Source organism: Ruegeria sp. BG10, assembly GCF_056538575.1.
The window spans coordinates 324914-347675 of record NZ_JBQFTI010000001.1; the positions used below are offsets into that span (position 1 = coordinate 324914).

General features: G+C 60.4%; 20 protein-coding genes and 1 tRNA gene. 10 read left to right on the forward strand and 11 right to left on the reverse strand.

Going from position 1 to position 22762, the window contains the following annotated elements:
• The first annotated feature begins 7 nt into the window (after positions 1-7).
• The gene (locus ACR0D8_RS01555; protein WP_475158684.1) at positions 8-496 is read left to right on the forward strand and encodes an Lrp/AsnC family transcriptional regulator; all 489 of its coding nucleotides are present in this window, start codon (positions 8-10) and stop codon (positions 494-496) included.
• Positions 497-526: 30 nt separating this feature from the next.
• A complete protein-coding gene (locus ACR0D8_RS01560; protein WP_480644175.1) occupies positions 527-1093 on the forward strand; it encodes a tetratricopeptide repeat protein in 567 nt (188 codons plus the stop codon).
• Positions 1094-1139: 46 nt separating this feature from the next.
• Here the strand turns inward: ACR0D8_RS01560 and ACR0D8_RS01565 are convergent, their stop codons facing one another.
• From ACR0D8_RS01565 to ACR0D8_RS01595, 7 genes are all read right to left on the reverse strand, one after another.
• Positions 1140-3029: a PhoX family protein gene (locus ACR0D8_RS01565; RefSeq protein WP_480644176.1), complete on the reverse strand. Its 1890-nt coding sequence runs from the start codon at positions 3027-3029 to the stop codon at positions 1140-1142.
• A gap of 216 nt (positions 3030-3245) precedes the next feature.
• On the reverse strand, positions 3246-4241 hold the full coding sequence (locus ACR0D8_RS01570) for an ABC transporter ATP-binding protein (RefSeq protein WP_480644177.1): 996 nt from the start codon (positions 4239-4241) through the stop codon (positions 3246-3248).
• Positions 4238-5272, reverse strand: a complete 1035-nt coding sequence (locus tag ACR0D8_RS01575; protein WP_480644178.1) for a Gfo/Idh/MocA family protein — start codon at positions 5270-5272, stop codon at positions 4238-4240. Before ACR0D8_RS01575 ends, ACR0D8_RS01570 begins: the two co-directional genes overlap by 4 nt.
• Positions 5269-6108, reverse strand: coding sequence for a carbohydrate ABC transporter permease (locus ACR0D8_RS01580; protein WP_480644179.1), 840 nt, complete (start codon positions 6106-6108; stop codon positions 5269-5271). The genes ACR0D8_RS01575 and ACR0D8_RS01580 overlap by 4 nt, the downstream gene beginning before the upstream one ends.
• 10 nt (positions 6109-6118) lie before the next feature.
• A complete protein-coding gene (locus tag ACR0D8_RS01585; RefSeq protein WP_475158693.1) occupies positions 6119-7033 on the reverse strand; it encodes a carbohydrate ABC transporter permease in 915 nt (304 codons plus the stop codon).
• 65 nt (positions 7034-7098) lie between these two features.
• Positions 7099-8352, reverse strand: coding sequence for an ABC transporter substrate-binding protein (locus tag ACR0D8_RS01590; protein ID WP_480644180.1), 1254 nt, complete (start codon positions 8350-8352; stop codon positions 7099-7101).
• A gap of 24 nt (positions 8353-8376) precedes the next feature.
• On the reverse strand, positions 8377-9264 hold the full coding sequence (locus tag ACR0D8_RS01595) for an N-acetylmuramic acid 6-phosphate etherase (protein WP_480644181.1): 888 nt from the start codon (positions 9262-9264) through the stop codon (positions 8377-8379).
• A 169-nt stretch (positions 9265-9433) separates the two neighbouring features.
• On the opposite strand from ACR0D8_RS01595, the gene ACR0D8_RS01600 reads away from it, so the two are divergent.
• From ACR0D8_RS01600 to ACR0D8_RS01635, 8 genes are all read left to right on the forward strand, one after another.
• Entirely contained in the window at positions 9434-10309 is an 876-nt protein-coding gene (locus ACR0D8_RS01600) for a glucosamine kinase nucleotide-binding domain-containing protein (RefSeq protein WP_480644183.1), read from the forward strand.
• Positions 10296-11045, forward strand: a complete 750-nt coding sequence (locus ACR0D8_RS01605) for a GntR family transcriptional regulator (protein WP_480644185.1) — start codon at positions 10296-10298, stop codon at positions 11043-11045. Before ACR0D8_RS01600 ends, ACR0D8_RS01605 begins: the two co-directional genes overlap by 14 nt.
• Before the next feature lie 19 nt (positions 11046-11064).
• Entirely contained in the window at positions 11065-12093 is a 1029-nt protein-coding gene (locus ACR0D8_RS01610) for an SIS domain-containing protein (protein WP_480644186.1), read from the forward strand.
• Complete coding sequence (gene nagA, locus ACR0D8_RS01615; RefSeq protein WP_480644187.1) at positions 12090-13217, forward strand: N-acetylglucosamine-6-phosphate deacetylase; 1128 nt, start codon at positions 12090-12092, stop codon at positions 13215-13217. Before ACR0D8_RS01610 ends, nagA begins: the two co-directional genes overlap by 4 nt.
• 142 nt (positions 13218-13359) lie before the next feature.
• A tRNA-Gly gene (locus ACR0D8_RS01620) sits at positions 13360-13434 on the forward strand.
• Positions 13435-13562: 128 nt separating this feature from the next.
• A complete protein-coding gene (locus ACR0D8_RS01625; protein WP_480644188.1) occupies positions 13563-15383 on the forward strand; it encodes an ABC transporter transmembrane domain-containing protein in 1821 nt (606 codons plus the stop codon).
• Between the two features lie 157 nt (positions 15384-15540).
• Complete coding sequence (locus ACR0D8_RS01630; protein WP_480644189.1) at positions 15541-17430, forward strand: acyl-CoA synthetase; 1890 nt, start codon at positions 15541-15543, stop codon at positions 17428-17430.
• Between the two features lie 12 nt (positions 17431-17442).
• Positions 17443-18366, forward strand: a complete 924-nt coding sequence (locus ACR0D8_RS01635; protein WP_480644190.1) for an alpha/beta hydrolase — start codon at positions 17443-17445, stop codon at positions 18364-18366.
• Positions 18367-18370: 4 nt separating this feature from the next.
• Here ACR0D8_RS01635 and ACR0D8_RS01640 read toward each other — a convergent pair whose 3' ends face one another.
• The 4 genes from ACR0D8_RS01640 to ACR0D8_RS01655 form a co-directional block, all read right to left on the reverse strand.
• Positions 18371-19207, reverse strand: coding sequence for an alkaline phosphatase family protein (locus ACR0D8_RS01640; protein ID WP_480644191.1), 837 nt, complete (start codon positions 19205-19207; stop codon positions 18371-18373).
• Positions 19208-19359: 152 nt separating this feature from the next.
• A complete protein-coding gene (locus tag ACR0D8_RS01645) occupies positions 19360-20997 on the reverse strand; it encodes an ABC transporter ATP-binding protein (protein ID WP_480644193.1) in 1638 nt (545 codons plus the stop codon).
• A complete protein-coding gene (locus ACR0D8_RS01650) occupies positions 20994-21809 on the reverse strand; it encodes an ABC transporter permease (protein WP_475158713.1) in 816 nt (271 codons plus the stop codon). The genes ACR0D8_RS01645 and ACR0D8_RS01650 overlap by 4 nt, the downstream gene beginning before the upstream one ends.
• Positions 21806-22762, reverse strand: a complete 957-nt coding sequence (locus tag ACR0D8_RS01655; protein WP_475158716.1) for an ABC transporter permease — start codon at positions 22760-22762, stop codon at positions 21806-21808. The genes ACR0D8_RS01650 and ACR0D8_RS01655 overlap by 4 nt, the downstream gene beginning before the upstream one ends.

Genomic DNA, 22762 nt, shown 5'->3' on the forward strand with positions numbered 1-22762 from the left:
ATTTCCGATGCAAAAAGACCGCCTTGATCTGGACCGGTTTGACAGGACCATCCTGACGATTCTGGCCGAAGATGGACGAATTTCAGTCGCCGATCTGGCGCGGCGGATCGGGTTGTCGAAATCCCCGACCCAGGCGCGTGTAAAGCGGCTTGAGGCCGAAGGCATCATCACTGGATATCGCGCCATGCTGGACCCTATTCGTCTGGGTCTGGACCATGTCGCCTTTGTAGAGGTTCGTCTGACGGACACGCGGGAAAAAGCGCTGGCAGAATTCAACGCGGCAGTGCGCAGGGTGGCCGAGATTGAGCAAGCCCATATGATTGCGTCGAATTTTGACTATCTGCTGAAAATCCGCACCGGGTCGATGTCCGAATACCGCGCCGTGCTGGCCGAGAAAATATCGTCTCTCCCCCATGTCGCCAACACTTCGACCTTCGTGGCGATGGAGGCAGTAAAGGAAACCGGCCTGTCCGGGGCGATTGACGGGATGGGTTGACGAAACCTTTGTCTGCGTCACCATAGGGCCATGAAAACCGTCGCCGCCGCCTGCATTCTGCTGACCTTTTCAACGGTTGCGGCCCGGTCCGAGGGCTGCCCTGCCGCACCGGATCACTCCGGCGGCATATCGGACGTGATTGCCCAGATTCAGCAGGCCGAGAGCGAACAGGCCGCCCGCGCATTGTCCGGCCAGTTGTGGGCGTTCTGGACGGATGCACCGGATGCCAGAGCGCAGGCCACGCTGGATCGGGGTATGGCCCGGCTGCACGCGTGGGATCTGCTGGGCGCGATCCAGGATTTCAACGGCCTGATCGCCTACTGCCCGTCCTATGCAGAGGGATATAACCAGCGCGCGTTCGCGCATTACCTGGGGCAGAACTTTCCGGCCGCGCTGGCCGATCTGGACAAGGCGATTGATCTGTCCCCGAACCATGTCGCGGCCTTAAGCGGCCGGGCGCTGACCCTTCTGGGATTGCAGCGGATCGAAGAAGCGCGCGCTGCGCTGACACAGGCGCTGGAGCTGAACCCGTGGTTGTCCGAACGCCACCTGATGGGTCCGAACGGGCCGCTGGCGCCACCGGGTGAAGATATCTGACACAACAACGCCCCCGATCCGACGAGACCGGGGGCATTCTTTGGACTTAACCGACCAACCCGTTATCGGCGCGCTTGATCGCGATCACCGAAGAACGCGGTGTGCCGCCATCGGGCCAGTTGCCGCCCGGGTGCTGAATGCCGACAAACATGGTGCGCAGATCGCTGGACCAGGCCAGACCGGTGACCTCACAGCCGTTCGGCCCGGTCATGAAGCGCGCGATCTCGCCCGTCACCGGGTCACCAACCAGCATCTGGTTGTTGCCGTTGCCTGCGAAATCTTCCTCGTTGTCATCATTGCCGTCAGTCTGGATCCAGACCAGGCCGGTTGTGTCGATGGCCATACCGTCGGGCGAGTTGAACAGGTTGCCCTCGTTCACATTTGGCGAACCGGCGCGGTCATCCGAATGCACGGCCGGGTTTCCGGCCATGACGTACAGGTCCCAGTCGAACCCTTCCGCCGCGTGGTCATCGTTTGCCGGGCGCCAGCGCACGATCTGACCGTACTTGTTCTCGTTGCGCGGGTTTGGCCCGTTCGCCGAGGTATCGTCGCCGCCGGCATTCGGTTTGACGCCACGGTTCTTGTTGTTGGTCAGGCAGCAATATGCCTCAACCGCAACCGGGCTGGAAGCCACCCATTCGGGACGGTCCATCGTAGTGCCACCTGCGGCCGAGGCCGCCATGCGGGTGAAGATCAGAATCTCAGCCGCATCCATGCCGGTGGTTTCCGGCGTCAGCGGCAGCCATTGACCGGTCAGGTCGTCGTTGAACTTGGCCACATACAGCGTGCCATCGTTCAGCAGGCTCTCGGTTTCACCGCCCGGCTGATAGGTACCGTTCGAGACGAACTTGTACAGATACTCGCCCCGTTCATCGTCGCCCATGTATACAACGACACGACCATCCGCCGCCAGCGTCACTTCGGCGTTTTCGTGTTTGAAGCGACCCAGACCGGTATGCTTGACAGGCGTGCTGTCCGGCCTGGTCGGGTCGATTTCAACGATCCAGCCTGCGCGGTGCGGCTCGTTCGGGTTCTTCGATGTGTCAAAGCGCGGATCGAAAAGCTCATAGAAATTCCAGCTTTCGGCCTTGATGCCGTAACGCGCCATGCCGTCCGCGACCTTTTGGTCGTAGGTCGCGTTTTCGTCCGACGATCCGAAATAACCGTTGAAGTTTTCTTCGCAGGTCAGATAGGTGCCCCAGGGCGTCTTGCCCGAACCACAGTTGTTCATGGTTCCCAGAGACGTGGTTCCGGTCGGGTCAGCTTCGGTTTTCAGTAGGTCATGACCGGCTGCAGGACCCACGATTTTCATAGGCGTGTTGTGATGGATACGACGGTTGAACGGGCTGTCCTTGACAACCGACCAGCCATCGGGACTTTCGGTGATCTCCATCACGGTGACGCCCTGAATGTTCTGGAACTTCAAAACATCGCCTGCGTTGGCCGGAACACCTTCCTGCGCGGCAGGCAGGTTGGTTTTGCGGTTCGGATACTCGTGATTGATCGCGATCAATTCGTGACCCTGAAACGAGAACGTCTCCATCCCGTCGGTGTTTTCACCGAAAACCATGTCCGAGTTTTCGACCGGGCCACCTTCGGTCACATCGTAACCATCTGCGTCTGCGAACAGCGGATCACCCCAGCGCATCAGCATTTTCCACTCATACCCGTCGGGGACGTGAACGCTGCCATCGGTCTGGGCTGCAATCGGCGTGAACGCAAAGCGCGAGGCGGTCTGCGCCCGGGCCGAAGTGGACCCCAGCAGGCCCGCGCCCATGGCTGCCGCACCCGAGCCAAAGGCCAGCACGCCGCCCAGGAAGCCGCGGCGCGAAATGGCGCTTTCTACGACGCGGTCAAAATCATTTTCTTCGGGGCGGGGAAAGTGCAGTTCGTCCCAGTCATCGGCGGAAAGGGTGGTGAGGTCAACGTCTTTCATGGATGGCTCCTGGCTGTCTGAAAAAGTGGATGAAAGGGATGTAGAGCGTCATTATGACAGGGCGTTAACAAGAGCGTTAAGGATGCCATCCGCCGGGCTGAGAAATGAATTTTTTGCGATGCGCTGAGAACAACCGATACGTTCCGCCATTCTGGAAGGGCAGTCTTCGCTGGTTGCAGACAAGATGGTCTGCCTGCGCTTTGACTTGATATCACGTCAGCGCAGTCGCTGGCCCGACGTGTCGAACCGGTAGGCCTTGTCCGGAGCATAGGCAAACCGTAACTCCTGACCCTCCGAGATTGAGTGTTGTCCGAACAGACGCGCGGTTACCGCATGATCAGCCACGCTGGCAATGACATTTGTATCGCCGCCCAGTTTCTCGACATGGCTGACACGGGCCGCAAGCGGGCCGTCATCCGACAGGAACAGGTCCTCGGGGCGGATGCCGATGGTGTTTCGGCCACCATCCTGCACCAATCCCTCGGGCAGGAAATTCATCGACGGAGACCCCAGGAACCCGGCGACGAACTGGTTGGCCGGATTATTATACAGTTCCATCGGGCTGCCGATCTGTTCCACGCGGCCATCGCGCAGCACGACGATTTTGTCGGCCAGCGTCATCGCTTCGGTCTGATCGTGCGTGACATAGATCATCGACGCATCCAGCGCACGATGCAGATTGGCAATCTCGATGCGGGTGTTCATCCGCAGGGCGGCGTCCAGATTGGACAGCGGCTCGTCAAACAGGAACAGTTTGGGTTCGCGCACGATGGCACGCCCGATGGCCACACGCTGCCGCTGCCCGCCCGACAGTTCCGAGGGGTAACGATCCAGATACGGTTCGAGGTTCAGCATTCGGCTGGCATTGGCGACACGTTCCTCGATCACCGCCTTCGATTGTTTTTCCTGCTTCAGTGCCAGGGTCATGTTGCCGCGAACACTGAGATGGGGGTAGAGCGCATAGCTCTGAAACACCATCGCGATCCCACGCCGGGACGGGGGCACCAGATTGACTTGCTGTCCGCCGATGCTGATCTCGCCCGAAGAGGCATCCTCAAGCCCTGCAATCACGCGCAGCAGGGTGGACTTGCCGCAGCCGGAAGGCCCGACAAAGACGACAAATTCACCTTCCTCCACTTCCAGCGTGATGTCCTTTAGGACATGCACATTGCCGAAGGATTTGTTCACATTGCTCAGGGTCAGGGCGGTCATTTCGCGGGCTCCTGCAGGGAAACGGGCTGGCCGGTGCGGATGCTTTGATCCGCGGCCAGACAAATGGCAAGGGATTGGACGGCGTCGTTCATATGGCGGGTCAGGTCGATATCCTCGGCGATGGCGCGCAGCATATAAGCCTGTTCGGCATCGCAGAGTTCCTGATGCCCGGGCTCGTTGGGCATCTCGACGGTACGATCCCCGTCCGGTGTGTGGATCAGCAGACCGCCGACTTTGGTATGGCCGTCGATATCCGCCGACGCGCCCTTGTTGCCGTCGGTGATCGAGACCGAACCATTGGGCGAGACGATGTCCTTCACGAAGAACGCGGTTTCCGACATCATCGGACCCCAGCCGGCCTCGTACCAGCCGACCGAACCATCGTCGAAGACAACCTGAAATTGGCCATAGTTGTACATGTCCTCGGCGATTTCGTCCGACAGGCGCAGGCCCATACCGTGCACCCGGACGGGCTGCGCATCGGTGATCTGGCACATCACGTCCACATAGTGCACACCGCAATCGACGATGGGTGAGGTGGTCTGCATCAGCGCCTTGTGCGTTTCCCATTCCGCGCCCGAGGATTGCTGATTCAGGTTCAGGCGGAACACATACGGCCCGCCCAAACCGCGCGCTTCGGAGATCAATCGCATCCAGGACGGGTGGTGGCGCAGAATGTAACCCACGACCAGTTTGCGACCCAGCCGAGTTGCCGTTTCGACCACCCGCCATGCGTCGGCGACGTTAGTGGCCAGCGGCTTTTCCACGAACACATGCGCGCCTGCCTCCATCGCGGCACAGGCAAAATCGGCGTGGCTGTCGGAATAGGTGGCGACGACCACCAGATCGGGTTTGGTCTCGGCCAGCGCGGTCTGGAAATCCGAATAGGCCGGATATTGGTCCAGCTCGGGGTGATCCACACAACCCGACCGGTTCACCAGCCCGACGATCTGCGCGTCCGGGTGATGGTGATGGGCCAGCGCGTGGCTCAGCCCCATATTGCCAAGACCTGCAATCAGAACACGGGTCATTTGACAGCTCCGGAAGTGATGCCGCGGATCAGCTGGCGCGAGAAGATGACATACAGGATCAGCACTGGCAGGATCGCCATCGACAGGGCGGACAGGACCGCATTCCAGTCTGTCACGAACTGGCCGATGAAGACCTGACTGCCCAGCGTCAGCGTTTTGGTTTCCTCGGCCGGGGCCAGGATCAGCGGGAACCAGAGGTCATTCCAGATCGGGATCATGTTGAACACGGCGACAGTGGCCATAGCGGGGCGGACCAGAGGCAGCACGAGGCGGAAGAAGATCGTGTATTCCGACAGCCCGTCGATGCGGCCCGCGTTTTTCAGATCGTCGCTGACCTGTCGCATGAACTCGGACAGGATGAACACAGCCAACGGCAACCCTTGCGCCGTGTAAACTAGGATCAGCGCCCAAAGGGTGTTCACCAGCCCGGTCGCCACCATCATCTCAAGGATCGCCACGGTGCCGATCCGGATCGGGATCATGATCCCGAGCGCCAGATAGAGCCCCATCAGCAGGTTGCCCTTGAACTGGTACTCGGACAGCGCATAGGCGGCCATCGCCCCGAACAGCAGGATGAAGAACAGCGAAGCAACAGTGACGATCATCGAGTTCTGGAAATAGAGGAAGAAATCCCCCTGCTTCATTACCGTCTCATAACCGATCAGCGAGAAGCTGTCCGCGCTGGGCAGGGCAAGTGGCTCGCGAAAGATGGCGCGGCGGGTCTTGAAGCTGTTGATCAGGATCACAAAGACCGGGAACAGGGCGATCAGCGTGTACAGGATCAGTGCGCCGTGCATGGCCGCGGTGTTGAAAGGGTTTTGACGTGCTTTGTTCATCGCTGGACCCTCACAGTTGATACCGGCGCATCCGGGTCTGGATGCCGAACAGGTAGATACAGACGCCCACGAGGATGATCGCGAACATCGCCCCGGCGATGGCCGAACCCATATGCGGGTCGCCCAGTTGCAACTGGAAGCCAAAGAAGGTGCGGTACATGAACGTGCCCAGAATGTCGGTCGAGAAATCGGGCCCCGCCAACGCGCCCTGCGCGGCATAGATCAGGTCGAAGGCGTTGAAGTTCCCCACGAATGTCAGGATCGAAATGATCCCGATCGACGGCAGGATCAGCGGCAGCTTGATCTTCCAGAAGGCGGAAGCCCCGGTGATGCCGTCAATCTCGCCAGCCTCAAGGATTTCTTCGGGGATGGTCAGCAGGGCGGCATAGATCAGCATCATCGGAATGCCCACAAACTGCCAGACCGAAATCAGTGCCAGGGTGGTCAGGGCGTATTCTTCCTTGCCCAGCCACGGTGCGAACAAAAACTTCAGCCCAACCGCGTCCAGCATCGAAGGCGCAATGCCCCAGATGGGCGACAGGATCAGTTTCCAGGCAAAACCGACGATCACGAAGCTCAGGATCGTGGGAATGAAGATTGCCGAGCGGTACAGGGCCGAAAACCGCAGGCGCGGATGGCTGAGCAGGGCCGCCAGCGCAATTCCGATAGGGTTCTGCACCAGCATGTGAATCAGGAAGAACCAGAAATTATTCCCCAAGGCATTCCAGAACTGTTCCGACCACACCGGATCGAAAAACAACGTCCGGAAGTTCTGCAAACCGACGAACATGCGGGTCTGATCGACCTCTGTGTACAGCGCCAGACGCAGCGTGTTGAACAGTGGAAAGATCATCACCGCCGTATAGACAAGAACGGCAGGTGCAAGAAACACAACGATATGCCAGCGGAAGCGTGGGCGGGTCATCGGATTGCTTTCAATGGGGTGAAGGGATTACCCGGGCGATCGGTGCCGCCCGGGTAGGGGTCAGCTTACTGATGCGGTGCGTACCAGGAGGCGAGGCCCTCCTGCAGCTCTGCCCCCAGTTCTTCCGGGGATTTCGCGCCTTTGATGGCGGCGACCGATGCGCCCCAGGTCTCGTTTTCAAGGTTCGGCGTGCCGCGCGACAGGATCTGATAGGTCGAGCGGATGGTCGATTCACATTCTTCGCGCCAGCCGACGATTTCCTTGGCCAGCGGGTCCTGCAGCTCAACCGGAGTGCTGGACAGCGGGAAGAAGCCGGGCAGCGCGTTGCCGAAAATCTCGGCGAACTCCGGGCTTGCGACCCAGGACAGGAAGGTCTCTGCCGCCTCGGGGTGCTCGGTCGCGGCGTTCATGCCGATGCCGATGTCGGTATGGTCCGAGATATAGCAGGTGTCGCCGGCGTTCTGAACCGGCGGCTTGAACGCGCCCATTTCGAAATCGGCCTGCGCGTTGAAGCCTGAAATCTCCCATGATCCGGCCGGATAGATGGCGGCGCGGCCGAGGGTAAAGATGTTCTGGCTGTCGGGATAGGTCTGTGCCTCATACCCGTCGCCCAGATATTCGCCCCAGCGGGCCAGCGTGGCATAGGGTGCGGTCCAGGCTTCATCGGTCAGCTTCTGTTCACCCGAGATCAGCGCCTGACGGCCTTCTTCACCTTTCCAGTAGTTCGGCCCGATGTTGTTATAGCCCATTGTGGCGGCTTCCCACTGGTCGTTGGTGCCCATCGCCATCGGGATGTAGGTGCCGTCTTCTCTGATCTTGTCCAGTGCGGCAAAGAACTCGTCCTCGGTGGTGGGGGCTTCGATGCCCAATTCCGCAAAGGCGTCCTTGTTGTAAATGAAGCCGTGGATCACCGAAGCCATCGGAACGCAGAAGCTGACAGCGCCATCATCCGTCTGCCAGGCTGACTTGGCCACGTCCGAAAAGTTGCTCATCGCTTCAACTGCGGACAGATCGGTGAGGTGACCCGCCTCATACAGGGCCAGCGAGGCGTCGAACGGGCGGCATGTGATCAGATCGCCGGCCGAACCCGCATCCAGCTTTGAATTCAGCACAGCGTTGTATTCTGCTGGCGCAGACGGGGTGAACTCTACCTTGATGCCGGGGTGTTTCGCCTCGAACGCGGGGATGATCTGATCCTGCCACAGGGTCAGGTCGTCGTTGCGCCAGCTTTCAATGGTCAGCGTGACATCTTCGGCATAGGCACCCGTTGCCATGAGGGTGGTGCTAAGTAAGGCCATCTTCAGGCTTCTGTGTTTCATTTCTCTCTCCCGTTTGGTTGGCAATTATTCGTGTTCCGCCAGGGCGGCATTCAGAATTCCGTTGGTTTCGTGCAATCGCGCGGTCGCGTCCGCCAGCGAAAGTCCCCGCGCCGCGATCAGAACGGCGGGCTTTACATCGCCGTTTGCCGCATCCAGCGCCTGCTGCGCGGTGCTGGCATCCACTTCGGCAACCCGGGCTACGATCCCGGCGGCGCGCGCGCGCAGTTTGTCGTTATCAGCCCGCAGGTTGACCATCATCCCGCCATGCACATGGCCAAGTTCGACCGCCATCAGCGATGACAGCATGTTCAGGGCAATTTTCTGCGCGGTTCCGGCGCCCATTCGGGTTGAACCGGAAATCAACTCTGGCGGTGTGGCCAGCAGGATCGGGATGTCGGCACCCTGCAAAAGCGGGCTTTCCGCGTTGTTGGCGACGCCGATCACAGTTGCGCCGCGCGCCTGCGCGATGTTCATGGCCGCCACAGTGTAACGTGTCGACCCGCTGGCAGAGACCGCAATCACCGTGTCGCGGCTCTGCACGGCGTCCAGAGCTTCCTTCAGGCCATCGGTTGCGTCTTCGGCGCCGCCCGGCATCTCGACCCCGGTCGGCAGGCCGCCCGCCATATGGATACGCAAGTTGCCCGGGGGGATCGAGAAGGTGCCGCCTAACTCCTGTGCATCCGCAGCTGCCATCAGGCCGGACGATCCGGCCGCGACATAATGCAGAACACCGTCTGCGCGGATACTGCGCGCCATGGCCTGGGCGCCAAGGGCGATGGCATTCAGCGCATCACGCACCGCAGCAGCAGCGGAAATCTGACCTTCCGCGAGCGCGCTTGCCGAGGCAATCAGGTCGCCACTGTTCAGGCTTGCTGCATCTTGGTGCAATTGTTCGGTCGACGGCAGCGTCAAGAGAATCCCCCCTCATTGCTCTCTTACAATACCTATCTAATACCACTTGTCCATAAAATTCTTTTTCTCCCCGAAATTCACGGTATTCGGCGGGAATTCAGCAGATAAACGGGTGAATGTCGGGAAATGAGGCTTCCCTTCGCTCAATAGGTATTATAGTGGTATTGTCATGACTGAGTCTCAGATCAGCGCAGTATTGGCCGTGGACGGTGGTGGAACGCGATGTCGCGTTGCCTGTGACGTCGATGGATCGGTGCATTGTGTTGAAACCGGCGCAGCCAATGTTTCGACAGATTTTGAGGGCGCGCTTGCGCAGATCAAAGCCGGGTTTGGTAAGATGGCTGCCCTTTTGGGCGCTGACATCCGTGATTTGATCCGGTGGCCGGCGTTTGTCGGGCTGGCGGGTGTGACCGATGCCCAGATCGCCGGGCGTTTGCGGGATGCGCTGGGCTTGGTTCAGGCCCGGGTCGAAGACGACCGGCCCGCTGCCGTGCGCGGCGCGCTGGGTACGCAGGACGGTCTGATCGCACATTGCGGGACCGGATCTTTCCTGGCCGCTCAGGTCCAAGGCAAGATGCGTTTTGCCGGGGGGTGGGGATCGGTCCTGGGCGATGAGGCGTCGGCGCAATGGGTTGGGCGGCGTGCCCTGTCTGAAACACTGCGCGCATTTGACGGAACGCAGGCGGAGTCTCCGCTGACACGGCAACTGCTGGCAGACTTTGACGGCCCGTCGGGCATCGTACGGTTTTCCAGGGCGGCCACACCCGCGGAATTCGGATCGCTGGCTCCGATGGTAACGGCGGCGGCCAAATCGGGCGACGCTGTTGCCGTTCAGGTTCTGCAAGCGGGCGCGAATTACATTACCGAGACTGCGAAGCAACTGGGCTGGCGGCCTGACGGGGCGATCTGTCTGACGGGCGGAATCGCGAAACAATACGCGGATTACCTGCCGTCCGACATGCAATCCGCCATTCGTCCCGCCCTGGGCGAGCCATTGACCGGCGCACTGGCACTGGCAAGGGAGGTCCGGCATGAGCATCACTGACTTCCTGCGTGCCGAGGCCTGGCTGACGCCGGAAAACGGACCGCGATACGTCCAGCTGCGTCGGCGGTTGCAGGAGGGGATCGACACCGGCGTGCTTGCCCCGAACTCGTCGCTGCCGTCCGAGCGTGAACTGGTGGAAATCACCGATTTGTCGCGTGTCACAGTGCGCAAGGCGATTCAGGAACTGGTTCAGGAAGGTGTCATTGAACAGCGTCAAGGGTCCGGCTCATTCATTCGCGAGCGTATGCCGCGAGTCGAACAATCGCTGACGCACCTGACCTCGTTCACAGAAGACATGGCAAGCCGGGGAATGCAGACCACCTCCAAATGGCTGGAACGGGGTGTGTTCGCCCCAACACCCGAAGAGATCAGGGCGCTGAGCCTGTCTGACGGCGAACAGATTTCCCGCATCTACCGTCTGCGCGAGGCCGATGGCCGACCACTGGCGCTGGAACGGGCCGCGCTGCCGCTGGACATCCTTCCCAATCCGATCGAAGTGACCACGTCGCTTTACGAAGTGCTCGAAGGACTGGGCAGGCGCCCGGTGCGCGCCGTTCAAAAGATATCGGCCCTGAATCTGGCAGCGCGCGAGGCTGAGTTGCTGGAGGTGCCCGAAGGGGCCGCCGGGCTGAACATCGAGCGTGTTTCATTCCTCAAGAACGGGCGGGTCGCGGAACTGACCCGGTCCCTGTATCGCGGCGACGCCTATGATTTTGTCGCCGAATTGCGGTTGTAACCGGAAAGGCCGGAAATTCATGTCTGAACAAACCTCGAAAATGCGTCAGGAGATCCTCGAAATCCCTGATGCTGTTGACAGATTGCTAAGCCAGGGCGCGGCCAATATTCAGGGCGCCGCACAGATGGTCCGTCAGGCCGACCCACGGTTTCTGATTTCGGTGGCCCGGGGTTCATCGGATCACGCCTGCAGCTATCTGAAATACGCCAGCGAGTTGCTGCTGAACCTGCCGGTGGCTTCGGTCGGGCCGTCCGTCAGTTCGATCTACGGCGTTGATCTGAAGGCTAAAGGCGCGCTGTGCCTGTCAGTGTCTCAGTCGGGTCAGAGCCCGGATATCGTGGGAATGACGCGGTCTCTTGGAAAATCCGGCGCGGTCACGGTTGCGATCACCAACAACACAAACTCGCGTCTGGCCGAAGCGGCAGACGCGGTATTGCCCCTGCATGCCGGTCCGGAACTGAGTGTGGCCGCCACAAAAACCTTCGTTACCTCGCTGGTGGCCGGATTGTGGCTTTTGGCAGAGCTGACCGAGGATGACGAGCTAACGGGTGCCATTCGTACCTTGCCTCGCGTCCTGGAACGGGCCGCGCAGTGCGACTGGTCAGCGGCGGCCGAAACGATAACGGGTCGGTCCCTGTTCACCCTTGGGCGCGGACCGTCCTACGCGATGTCCAACGAAGCGGCGTTGAAGATCAAGGAAACCTGTCAGATTCATGCCGAAAGCTATTCAGCGGCCGAGGTGCTGCACGGGCCGGTTTCAATTGTGGAAGAGGGGTTTCCGACTATCGTCTTCGCCGCTGGCGATGCGGCGGAACAGACCACGGCGGAAGCGGCCGATGCGCTGGCCGGCAAGGGCGCAACGGTCTTTGCGGCGACCGACAAGGTGACGCAGGCGCAAACCCTTCCATTCATCCGAACCGACCATTGGCTGACCGATCCGATTGCCACCATCACCTCGTTCTACAGTATGGTCGAGGCCGTGGCCGGTGCGCGCGGCATCGACCCGGATACGCCGCGGCATCTCAAGAAGGTGACAGAGACGGTATGACCTCAGCTTCGGTATCTTTTCGGAACGGATCCCTGTTCGATGGCGCCCGCCTGCAGGTCGGCCAGGCAATCGTTTTTCGGAACGGTGGGCCTGCGACCCTTGTGCCGGAGGGTGATGTGTCGCAGGACGGGCAGGTCATTGACCTGAACGGCGACATCCTCTGCCCGGGCTATGTTGATCTGCAGGTCAATGGCGGCGACGGCGTCATGTTCAACGATGACCCATCGGTGGATACCATCAGGCGGATCGCGTGTGCGCATCGGCGGCTGGGCGTGGCGCAACTGTTGCCAACGCTGATCACCGATACCGCCGAGAAGACTCGGGCGGCGATTCAAGCGGCGATCGCGGCCATTCAGGAGGGCGTGCCGGGCGTCGCGGGTCTGCATCTGGAAGGGCCGCATCTGTCCGTCGCCCGCAAGGGCGCGCACGACGCCGCACTAATCCGCCCGATGGAGGACAACGACCTTTCCATGCTGATCGACGCGGCGGGCAACCTGCCCTGTCTCAAGGTCACCATCGCGCCCGAGGCCGTTTCGGAACAGCAGGTCAGCGCAATGTCCAGGGCCGGAATTCTGGTATCTCTGGGCCACAGCGACGCGGATTTTGCAACGTGCCAACGATATGCCGAGGCTGGTGCCTGCTGCGTGACACATCTGTTCAACGCCATGAGTCAGTTGGGAAACCGCGAACCCGGTCTGGTCGGGGCGGCGCTTACCAATGGCGGGCTGTCCGCGGGCTTGATCGCTGACGGTATCCACGTACATCCCGAAGTTATCCGGGCCGCCTGGGCCGCCAAGAATGCACCTGGTCAGGTCTTTCTGGTCAGCGATGCCATGGCCGTTGCTGGTACGGATCAGACCGAATTCCGACTGGAAGGCCGACGGATTACCCGAACCGACGGGCGGCTGACCCTTGAGGACGGAACACTGGCCGGTGCGGATCTTGATCTGACTACGGCTATCCGCACTCTGGTCAATCGGGTCGGTGTGCCATTGCAGGATGCCCTTGCCGCCGCGACGGCATATCCGGCGCAGCTCATTGGTCTGCCGGAGGCGCAACTTCAGCGGTACGAATCGATGATCCGGGTGTCGGCTGACCTGAAATCGTGTTCCTGGCTGGCGTGATGATCTGTCCTGGTCGACGCCATGATCCTAGGCCCGTATCGCCTGTTGTGCATGGCGCAACGGGGCGGCGGCAAATTTCGGTTTCGTGGTCCGAACGGCGCTTGACGATACCTGACGCATCGCATAAACCGACCTCCGCTGAGCGGGCGTCGTATACTGGCTATTACCTCAGCCTTCCAAGCTGATGAAGCGGGTTCGATTCCCGCCGCCCGCTCCAGATCAGCCCACAAATTCTGCGTCAAATGGCCCTGCAGGGTCTGCAATTTGCGTGACTTTGCTTGACCCCGTGACGTAGTGCAGCCAAGAAGCGGTCACTCAGTCGCGAATACGAATTAAGGGCCGGCCATGGCAAGATCCGCTTCAGCACGTCCAGCAGACAAACCCGCGCCGGGTGCCAGCGAGGAACGCGCCGGATCGAAGAAGATTGGCGTTCTGTCCTCGCTGTGGCCGTTCATGCGGCCCTACCGGATGCTGATGATCGGCGCGACGTTGGCGCTGGTGCTGACGGCCAGCATGACGCTGACCTTGCCGCTTGCGGTGCGTCGCGTGGTCGACAATTTCCGCATCGAAGACGGTGAGTTGCTGGATTGGTATTTTCTGGCGGCGCTGGGCATAGCGGCGATTCTGGCGATGGGAACCGGCATTCGCTATGCGCTGGTCACCCGGTTGGGCGAGCGTGTCGTGGCCGATATCCGCAAGGCCGTGTTCGACCGCGTTATAGGGATGAGCCCCGAATTCTACGAACGGATCATGACGGGCGAAGTGCTCAGCCGGATTACCACCGACACCACCCTGATTCAGGCGGTTCTGGGGTCTTCGGTGTCCATCGCGCTGCGTAACCTGTTGATGTTCATAGGTGGGCTGGTGCTGATGTTGCTGACCTCGGCCAAACTGACAGGCATGGTGTTGTTGCTGATCCCGCTGGTCGTGGTGCCGATCCTGGTGCTGGGCCGCCGCCTGCGCGTCATCAGCCGTGAAAACCAGGACTGGATTGCGGCCTCATCCGGAAATGCGGGCGAGGCGCTTGGTGCCGTTCAGACGGTGCAGGCATTCACGCATGAACAGGCCAGCCGCAAGCAGTTTGGCGACATGACCGAGACATCTTATGTCGTGTCTCTGCGCCGGATCAAAACCCGCGCGGTTCTGACCGTGATCGTGATTTTTCTGGTGTTCTCGGGCATCGTCGGCGTTCTGTGGATGGGCGCGAATGATGTGCGCAACGGGGTGATGACCGAAGGCGTTCTGATCCAGTTCGTGATCTATTCGGTCATCATGGCGGGTTCCGTCGCTGCCCTTTCGGAAATCTGGAGCGAGCTGCAGCGTGCCGCGGGCGCGACCGAACGTCTGGTCGAATTGCTGAATGCACAGGACACCGTGAATGACCCGGCAAAGGCCAGCGCATTGCCCGCCGATGTGCGCGGCGAGATCCGGTTCGATGACGTGACTTTCCGCTATCCTTCACGCCCCGATGTCGTGGCGCTCGACCACCTGAGCCTTCAGGTCAAACCAGGTGAGACGGTGGCTTTTGTCGGCCCGTCAGGTGCGGGCAAGACAACCGTGATCCAGATGATCCAGCGGTTTTATGACCCGGATTCCGGACGAGTCAGCCTGGACGGGGTCAATCTCAAGGACCTCGATCGCGCCAATTTCCGGCACCATATGGCTCTGGTGCCGCAGGACCCGGTCATCTTTGCGGCATCTGCGCGCGAGAATATTCGTTTTGGCCGATTGGATGCCACCGACGACGAGGTTGAGGCCGCCGCCCGTGCCGCTGCGGCGCATACATTCATTTCTGCCCTTCCTGAAGGGTATGACAGCTTTGTCGGGGAACGGGGCGTGATGCTGTCGGGGGGGCAGAAGCAACGCATTGCCATCGCCCGCGCGATCCTGCGGGACGCGCCGGTGCTGTTGCTGGACGAAGCCACCTCGGCCCTTGACGCCGAAAGCGAACGTGCGGTGCAGGGGGCCGTGGACCAGATGCGCGCCGGTCGCACGACCCTGATCGTGGCGCACAGGCTGGCAACGGTGAAAAAGGCCGACAGGATCGTGGTGATGGAGGCCGGCCAAATCGTGGCGCAGGGCACCCATGACGATCTGGTGGCGCAGGACGGGTTGTATGCCCGGCTGGCCCGGCTGCAGTTCACCGACGGTCTGGCCGCCGAATGATGTGACGTGGGGGCAATTTAGCCCGCTCCGTAGCGTCATTCTACACCTGAACGTGCATCGCCGCTAAGCGCATTCTTGATCATGCGCGGTTTTGCTTCCATTTTGTCGGTGGACACTAAACCTGTGCTGGACACGGGACAGATAAGGGAGAAACCACATGGCGTTTGTGGGATTGGAAGACAAGGCGAGAATGGAGCAGGAAATGCCGTGGGAGGACCGCGACGTTCCGGTGACCTTCCACCAATTGCTGTCACGGACGGCAGGCAAATATCCGAACAGCAATGCAGTCAGCTTTCAGCTTTTTTCCGGCCCGACCGACAAGGCCGAGACACTGACCTGGTCGGAACTGCTGGGCAAGGTCAATCAGGCCGCCAACCTGTTCCGGTCTCTGGGCGTCGGTGAAAAAGACGTGGTTGCCTATGTGCTGCCCAACTGTAACGAAACCCTAGTCACCATGATGGGCGGGGCTGTTGCCGGGATCGTCAACCCGATCAACCCGCTGCTGGAACCCGAGCAGATCGCGGCCATCCTGCGGGAAACCGGGGCCAAGGTTGTGGTGACGCTCAAGTCGTTCCCCAAAACCGACGTTGCCCAAAAGGTCGAAGAGGCCGTGCGCCATGCGCCCAAGGTCAACACCATTCTCGAAATCGACCTCAACCGTTACCTGACGCCGCCAAAGTCCTGGCTGGTGCCGTTCCTGCGCCCGAAGATGGGTGACAAGGAACATCTGGCCCACGCGGATTACAAGAACTTCAATCAGGAACTGGCGAAACAGCCCACCACGCTGACTTTCGAAGACAGCAAGGAAGACCGCGTAGCCTGCTACTTCCACACGGGCGGAACCACGGGCATGCCCAAGGTTGCGCAGCACAAATACTCGGGTCTGGTTTATAACGGCTGGCTGGGTCACACGCTGCTGTTCTCGGAAGAAGACGTGATCATGTGCCCGCTGCCGATGTTCCACGTCTTTGCCGTGCATGTGATCATGATGGCCGCGGTGTCTTCGGGCGCGCATGTGGTCTTCCCGACGCCGCAGGGGTATCGCGGCGATGGTGTGTTCGACAATTTCTGGAAACTGATCGAGCGCTGGAAGGTGAGTTTCATCATCACCGTCCCCACGGCCATTGCCGCCAAGATGCAGCGCCCGGTGGATGCGGATATCTCCAGCGTCAAAACGGCCTTTTCAGGCTCGGCGCCGCTGCCGGTAGAACTGTTCCGCCGGTTCGAAGAGGCCACCGGCGTGACCATCGTCGAAGGCTATGGCCTGACCGAGGCCACCTGCCTTGTGTCCTGTAACCCGGTGGATGGGGAAAAGAAAATCGGCTCGATCGGCATCCCTTTCCCCTACACGGACGTGAAAATCCTGCAAAACGGTCCGGAAGGCCCGAAAGAATGCGGGTCTGACGAGATCGGTGAAATCTGCGTCTCGAACCCAGGTGTCTATGCAGGCAACACCTATACCGAGGCTGACAAGAACATAGACCTTTATCACTTCGACAAATACCTGCGCACGGGTGATCTGGGCCGGTTTGACGAGGATGGTTACCTGTGGATCACCGGGCGCGCCAAGGATCTGATCATTCGCGGCGGCCACAACATTGATCCGGCCGAAATCGAAGAAGCCCTGCTGGGTCATGATGCGGTTGCCTTTGCCGGCGCCATCGGCCAGCCGGACGCATATGCGGGCGAGGTTCCCTGCGCTTTCGTCGAACTGGTCGACGGCGCCACGGTCACCGAAAAAGAGCTGATGGATTTCTGCGACGTGCACGTTCATGAACGGGCCGCGCAACCCAAGCACATGACCATTCTGGACGAGCTTCCCAAGACCGCTGTCGGAAAGGTCTTCAAACCGGAGCTGCGTAAGCAGGCGATCACCCGCATCTATAACGGTGCGCTGGAAAAGGCAGGCGTCGAAGCGCGCGTGGTCTCGGTAATCGACGACAAAAAGCGCGGTCTCGTTGCACAGCTTGACGCGAACGGTTCCTCGGACGACGATGTCAGCAAGGTGCTGGGATCGTTCACCCGGCCATGGGAGTGGGCTGCCTGACCGGGAGGATACATGGATTATGAACGTCTGATCGATGAGGAAACCTGGGCGTTCATAAGACGAACGGCTGAAAGCTATCCCGAAGACGCGGTGAAAATGTCGATCGACGATCAACGCCGCGTCTATGACGCCATGTGTAGGGACTTTCGCCAACCTCGGCCCGATGGCGTCGAAACGCAGGACAGGTCCGCCGATGGCGTGCCTGTCCGGGTTTACACCGCCGGGGATCCCACGCGAACCGTCGTCTATTTCCATGGCGGCGGTTTTGTCGTTGGCGGGCTGGACAGCCACGATGACGTTTGCGCCGACATTTGTGCGCAGACCGGATATCGGGTTGTCGCCGTGGACTATCGCCTGTGTCCCGAACATCTGCACCCGGCCCAGTTTCAGGATTGCTGGACCGCTACGAATTGGGTCTTTCGGGAATTTGGCGACCCGATGATTCTGGCAGGCGACAGCGCGGGTGGCAATCTTGCGGCCGCCGTTGCCCATTACGGGCGGGGGCGACTTGAGAGCATCATGGCGCAGGTTCTCATCTATCCCGAGTTGGGCGGTGATACTTCGAAAGGATCGTATATCGAACATGCCCACGCACCGCTTTTGACGCGGGACGAGGTTCTTTATTACGAAAAGGTGCGCTGTAGCGACGAGGTACCTGCCGACGACCCGACCTTTGCGCCGTTAAGTGACACCGATTTCACAGCCCTGCCGCCCACGGTTGTCGTGACCGCGGATTGTGACCCGCTGCGGGATGACGGGGCTGCCTATTGCGACCGGATCACCGCTGCAGGCGGGCAGGCGCATTGGGTGAACGAACCCGGCCTTGTGCATGGATATTTACGCGCGCGAAACAGCGTGAAGCGCGCCGCCAACAGTTTCGAGCGGATTTCCGTCGCCATTGAGGCGCTGGGCCAGCAGATCTGGCCCTACGACTGAATTGTCATTTCAGAAACGGCGCGGCTTTCATCGTCTCGGCAACAGGCGCGCCCATCCGGTTAAGGATGGTAGGCGCAAGCTGTAGCTGATCAATCACCGTGTCGGCCTCGGGGCCTTCGGCGTCTCCAAAATAATACAGCGCAGTTTCCTGCTGAAGCGCGCCACGTCCGCCGTGATGGCCGCGTTCATCCTGCCCGTGATCGGCGGTCACGATGACCTCATATCCCAATTGCCGCCAGCGGGGGATGAACGGGGCCAGCATCTCGTCGGCGACAAAACAGGCGTGGTCCATTTCCTCGCAATCATGAAAGAACCGATGGCCCATGCTGTCCAGTGTGCAGCTGTGCAGGATTCCGTAGTCCAGCCCAAAGCGCAGGCACAGATTAGTGAGCGTGGCGAACAGGTCCACATCGCAGGGCGTCATCTGATTGGCCTTGCCATATCCGGTCATGGTGTGGAATCGGCCATGGTTGATGGACCTGCTGTCCGGCTCGTCATATTCGACATCCCGAACGTAGTCGAAGGGATGGCGATTGAAGAACTGCGACCAATAGCTGTGGGTCACCGCCCCGGTCACACCACCCCCTTCACGCACCTGGCTAAAGACATCCCTGTAGCCAAGGCGGAACACATTTCCATTTCCGGTACAGCCATGCTCCTGCGGTGTGACGCCGGTATGGATCGAGGCATAGCAACTGGCCGAAGTTGACGGAAGTACGGCGCGCAGCTTCCACACCCGCGCCTCACCGCTGTCGACCCAGCCTTCCAAATTGCCGAACAGGCGGCGAAAATTGCGCCAGGGAACCCCGTCCAGAATGATGAGGAGTAGTTTGCGATCCATGTGCCGCCCCTTTTCTTCTTAGGGCGACCCTAGGGGATTCGCCCGACCGGGGCTGCCTGTTCGCGCCCTCAATGGCAAAATCCCGACACCTGTCATCGGACAGGATGCCGGGATTTAAAATCTTCACCGATTTGTCACGGAAATGGCCGGGATCAGTTCCCAGCGCTTTCCATCTTGCGGTGGGCGACAACCTCTTCCAGCCAGCCCAGATGCATCTCGGGCACGGAACTGAGCAGCAGGTCGGTATAGTCGTCGAACGGCGGGCTCAGAACCTCGCTCTTGGAGCCATAGCGCACGACGCGCCCCTGATACATCACCGCAATGCTGTCGCTGATGGCGCGCACCGTCGCCAGATCGTGGGTGATGAACAGATAGGCCACATCCTCGATCTTCTGCAGGTCCAGAAGCAGCTTGAGGATGCCATCCGCCACCAACGGGTCGAGCGCCGAGGTCACCTCATCACAGATGATCATCTTGGGCTTTGCTGCCAGCGACCGGGCGATACAGACGCGTTGTTTCTGCCCGCCGGACAGTTCCGCCGGATAGCGGTCGATGAATTTCTCGCCCAGCTCGATCTCATCCAGCAATTCGACGATCCGCTTGCGCTTTTCGGAACCGCGCATGTTGAAGTAGAACTCCAGTGGCCGGCCGATGATCGTACCGACGGTCTGCCGTGGGTTCATCGCCACGTCGGCCATCTGATAGATCATCTGCAACTCGCGCAGGTCTTCCCGGCTGCGCCCTGCCAGATCGGGTGACAGCTTGCGCCCGGCAAAGGTGATCTCACCGTCGCGCGGCGGCAGCAGGCCGGTGATCACCCGCGCCAGCGTCGACTTACCCGAGCCGGATTCGCCCACAACTGCCAGCGTCTGCCCCGGGTGCAGTTCCACATTGACGTTGTGCAGCACGTCGAAATTCAGCCCCTTGTAGCGCGCGGTGATCCCGTCAACGCTCAGCACCGCCTCAGGCGTGGGCTTCTTCTCTTCATGTTCGATCGAACGGACCGACACCAGCGCCTTGGTATAGTCCTCCTGCGGATCGTTGATGATCTGGTCGGTATGGCCATATTCGACCGTATTGCCCATCCGCAGCACCATGATGTCATCACTTACCTGCGCGACGACGGCGAGGTCGTGGGTGATGTAGAGCGCGGCAACGCCGGTATCGGCAATGGCCTCTTTGATCGCCATCAGAACGTCGATCTGCGTGGTTACGTCCAGCGCCGTCGTGGGTTCGTCGAACACCACCAGATCGGGCTCGGGGCACAGGGCCAGCGCCGTCATGCAGCGCTGTAGCTGACCGCCCGACACCTGGTGCGGATAGCGGTCGCCGATATTGTCCGGATCGGGCAGACCCAGCTTCGCGAACAACTCCCGCGCGCGACCTTCGGCCACTTTGCGGCTGAACTTCTTTTGCTCGACGGCCGCCTCGACCACCTGATCCATGATCTTCTTTGCCGGGTTGAATGACGCGGCAGCAGATTGCGAGACATAAGTGACCTCACCGCCGCGCAGCTTGCGAATGTCGCCATGGGACGCCTTCAGAATGTCGCGCCCGTTGACCCAGACCTCGCCCCCGGTGATCTTCACCCCGCCACGGCCGTAAGCCATAGAGGCCAGGCCAATCGTGGACTTGCCGGCACCGGACTCACCGATCAGTCCCAACACCTTGCCGCGTTCGAGGTCAAAGCTGACCCCGTGCACGATTTCGATGTCATGGGGTTTCTCACCCGGCGGATACACGGTCGCGCCGATTTTGAGGTCGCGGACCTTGAGAAGGGTATCACTCATCCCCGACCTCCTTTCAGCGATGTAGTACGGTTCAGGATCCAGTCAGCCACCAGGTTGACCGAGATTGCCAGCGTCGCGATGGCGACAGCAGGGTAGAGCGCCGCGCCGATGCCATAAACGATGCCATCCTTGTTTTCCTTCACGATACCGCCCCAGTCGGCCTGCGGCGGCTGAACACCCAGCCCCAGGAAGGACAGTGTCGAGACGAACAGAACCATGAAGATGAACCGCAGGCCCATTTCCGCAACCAGTGGCGACAGAGCATTGGGCAGGATTTCCCGGAAGATGATCCAGGCGATCTTTTCCCCGCGCAGGCGCGCGGCCTCGACATAGTCCATGACCGAAATGTCCACCGCCACGGCCCGGGCCAGCCGGTAAACGCGGGTGGCATCCAGAAAGCCCATGACCAGGATAAGGATGGTAACGCTGACCGGAACAACCGACAGAACGACCAGCGCAAAGATCAGCGTCGGGATCGACATGATGAGGTCAACGAAACGCGACAGGGTCTGATCCACCCAGCCACCGACAACGGCCGCGAAAAAGCCCAGCACCGAGCCGGTGACGAAGCTGAGGATCGTGGCAGCGGTTGCGATGAAAATGGTGGTGCGGCCGCCATAGATCATTCGGCTTAGCAGATCGCGCCCGATATTGTCCGTGCCCAGCAGGAACTGAGACGACGAAGGCTCCCACACACCGCCGACCACTTCGGCCATGCCGTAAGGTGCGATCAGCGGCGCCAGCAGGGCGGCCAGGAAGTAGAGGGCGGTAAGGATCAACCCGATCAGTGCAGAAATAGGAATGTTCTTCATTTCGGGTGCCTTAGTCTTGGGTTTGCCACAATCGAGACGATATCGGCAATCATGTTCAGCCCGATATAGACCGCGGCAAAGATCAATCCGCAGGCCTGCACAACCGGCACGTCCCGTTTGGAAACGTGATCGACCATGTACTGCCCCATACCCGGGTAAACAAAGACCACTTCGATCACGACCACGCCCACAACCAGATAGGCGAGGTTCAGCATGACCACATTCACGATCGGGGCGATGGCGTTGGGAAAGGCGTGGCGATAGATGACTTTGAAGGTGCTCAGCCCTTTCAGTTCGGCCGTTTCGACATAGGCCGATTGCATCACGTTCAGGATCGCGGCGCGCGTCATGCGCATCATATGTGCCAGCACCACCAGCGTCAGCACCGTGATGGGCAGGGCAATCGCGCTCAGCTTCTGACCGAGCGACATACTGTCATTGATCATCGCAACCGACGGGAACCAGCGCAGCTTGACCGCGATGAAATACATCAGCAGGTAGCCGATCAGAAACTCGGGCACCGAAATCGACGCCAGTGTCACGGCCGAAATCAGCTTGTCGGGCCAGCGGTCGCGGTAGCGCACTGCCAGCAGGCCCAGCAAAATCGCCAGCGGAACCGAGATGACCGCGGCCCAGAACGCCAGGAACAGCGTGTTGCCGAGGCGGTCGCCGATGCTTTCGGTGATGCTTTTGCCACTGGTCAGCGCGGTGCCCAGGTCACCCTGCAATACTCCGCCCAGCCAACTGAAATAGCGTTGAACCGGCGGGTCGTTCAGCCCCAGCTCATCGCGCATGTTGGCCAGCGCCTCGGGGGTTGCCGATTGTCCCAGGATGGATTGGGCCACATCTCCGGGCAGGATGATCGTGCCGACAAAGATGAGAATAGAAACGAAAAACAGCAGCAGCAGACCCAGCGCGATGCGCTGGGCCAATAGTTTTACAAGCGGCGACAT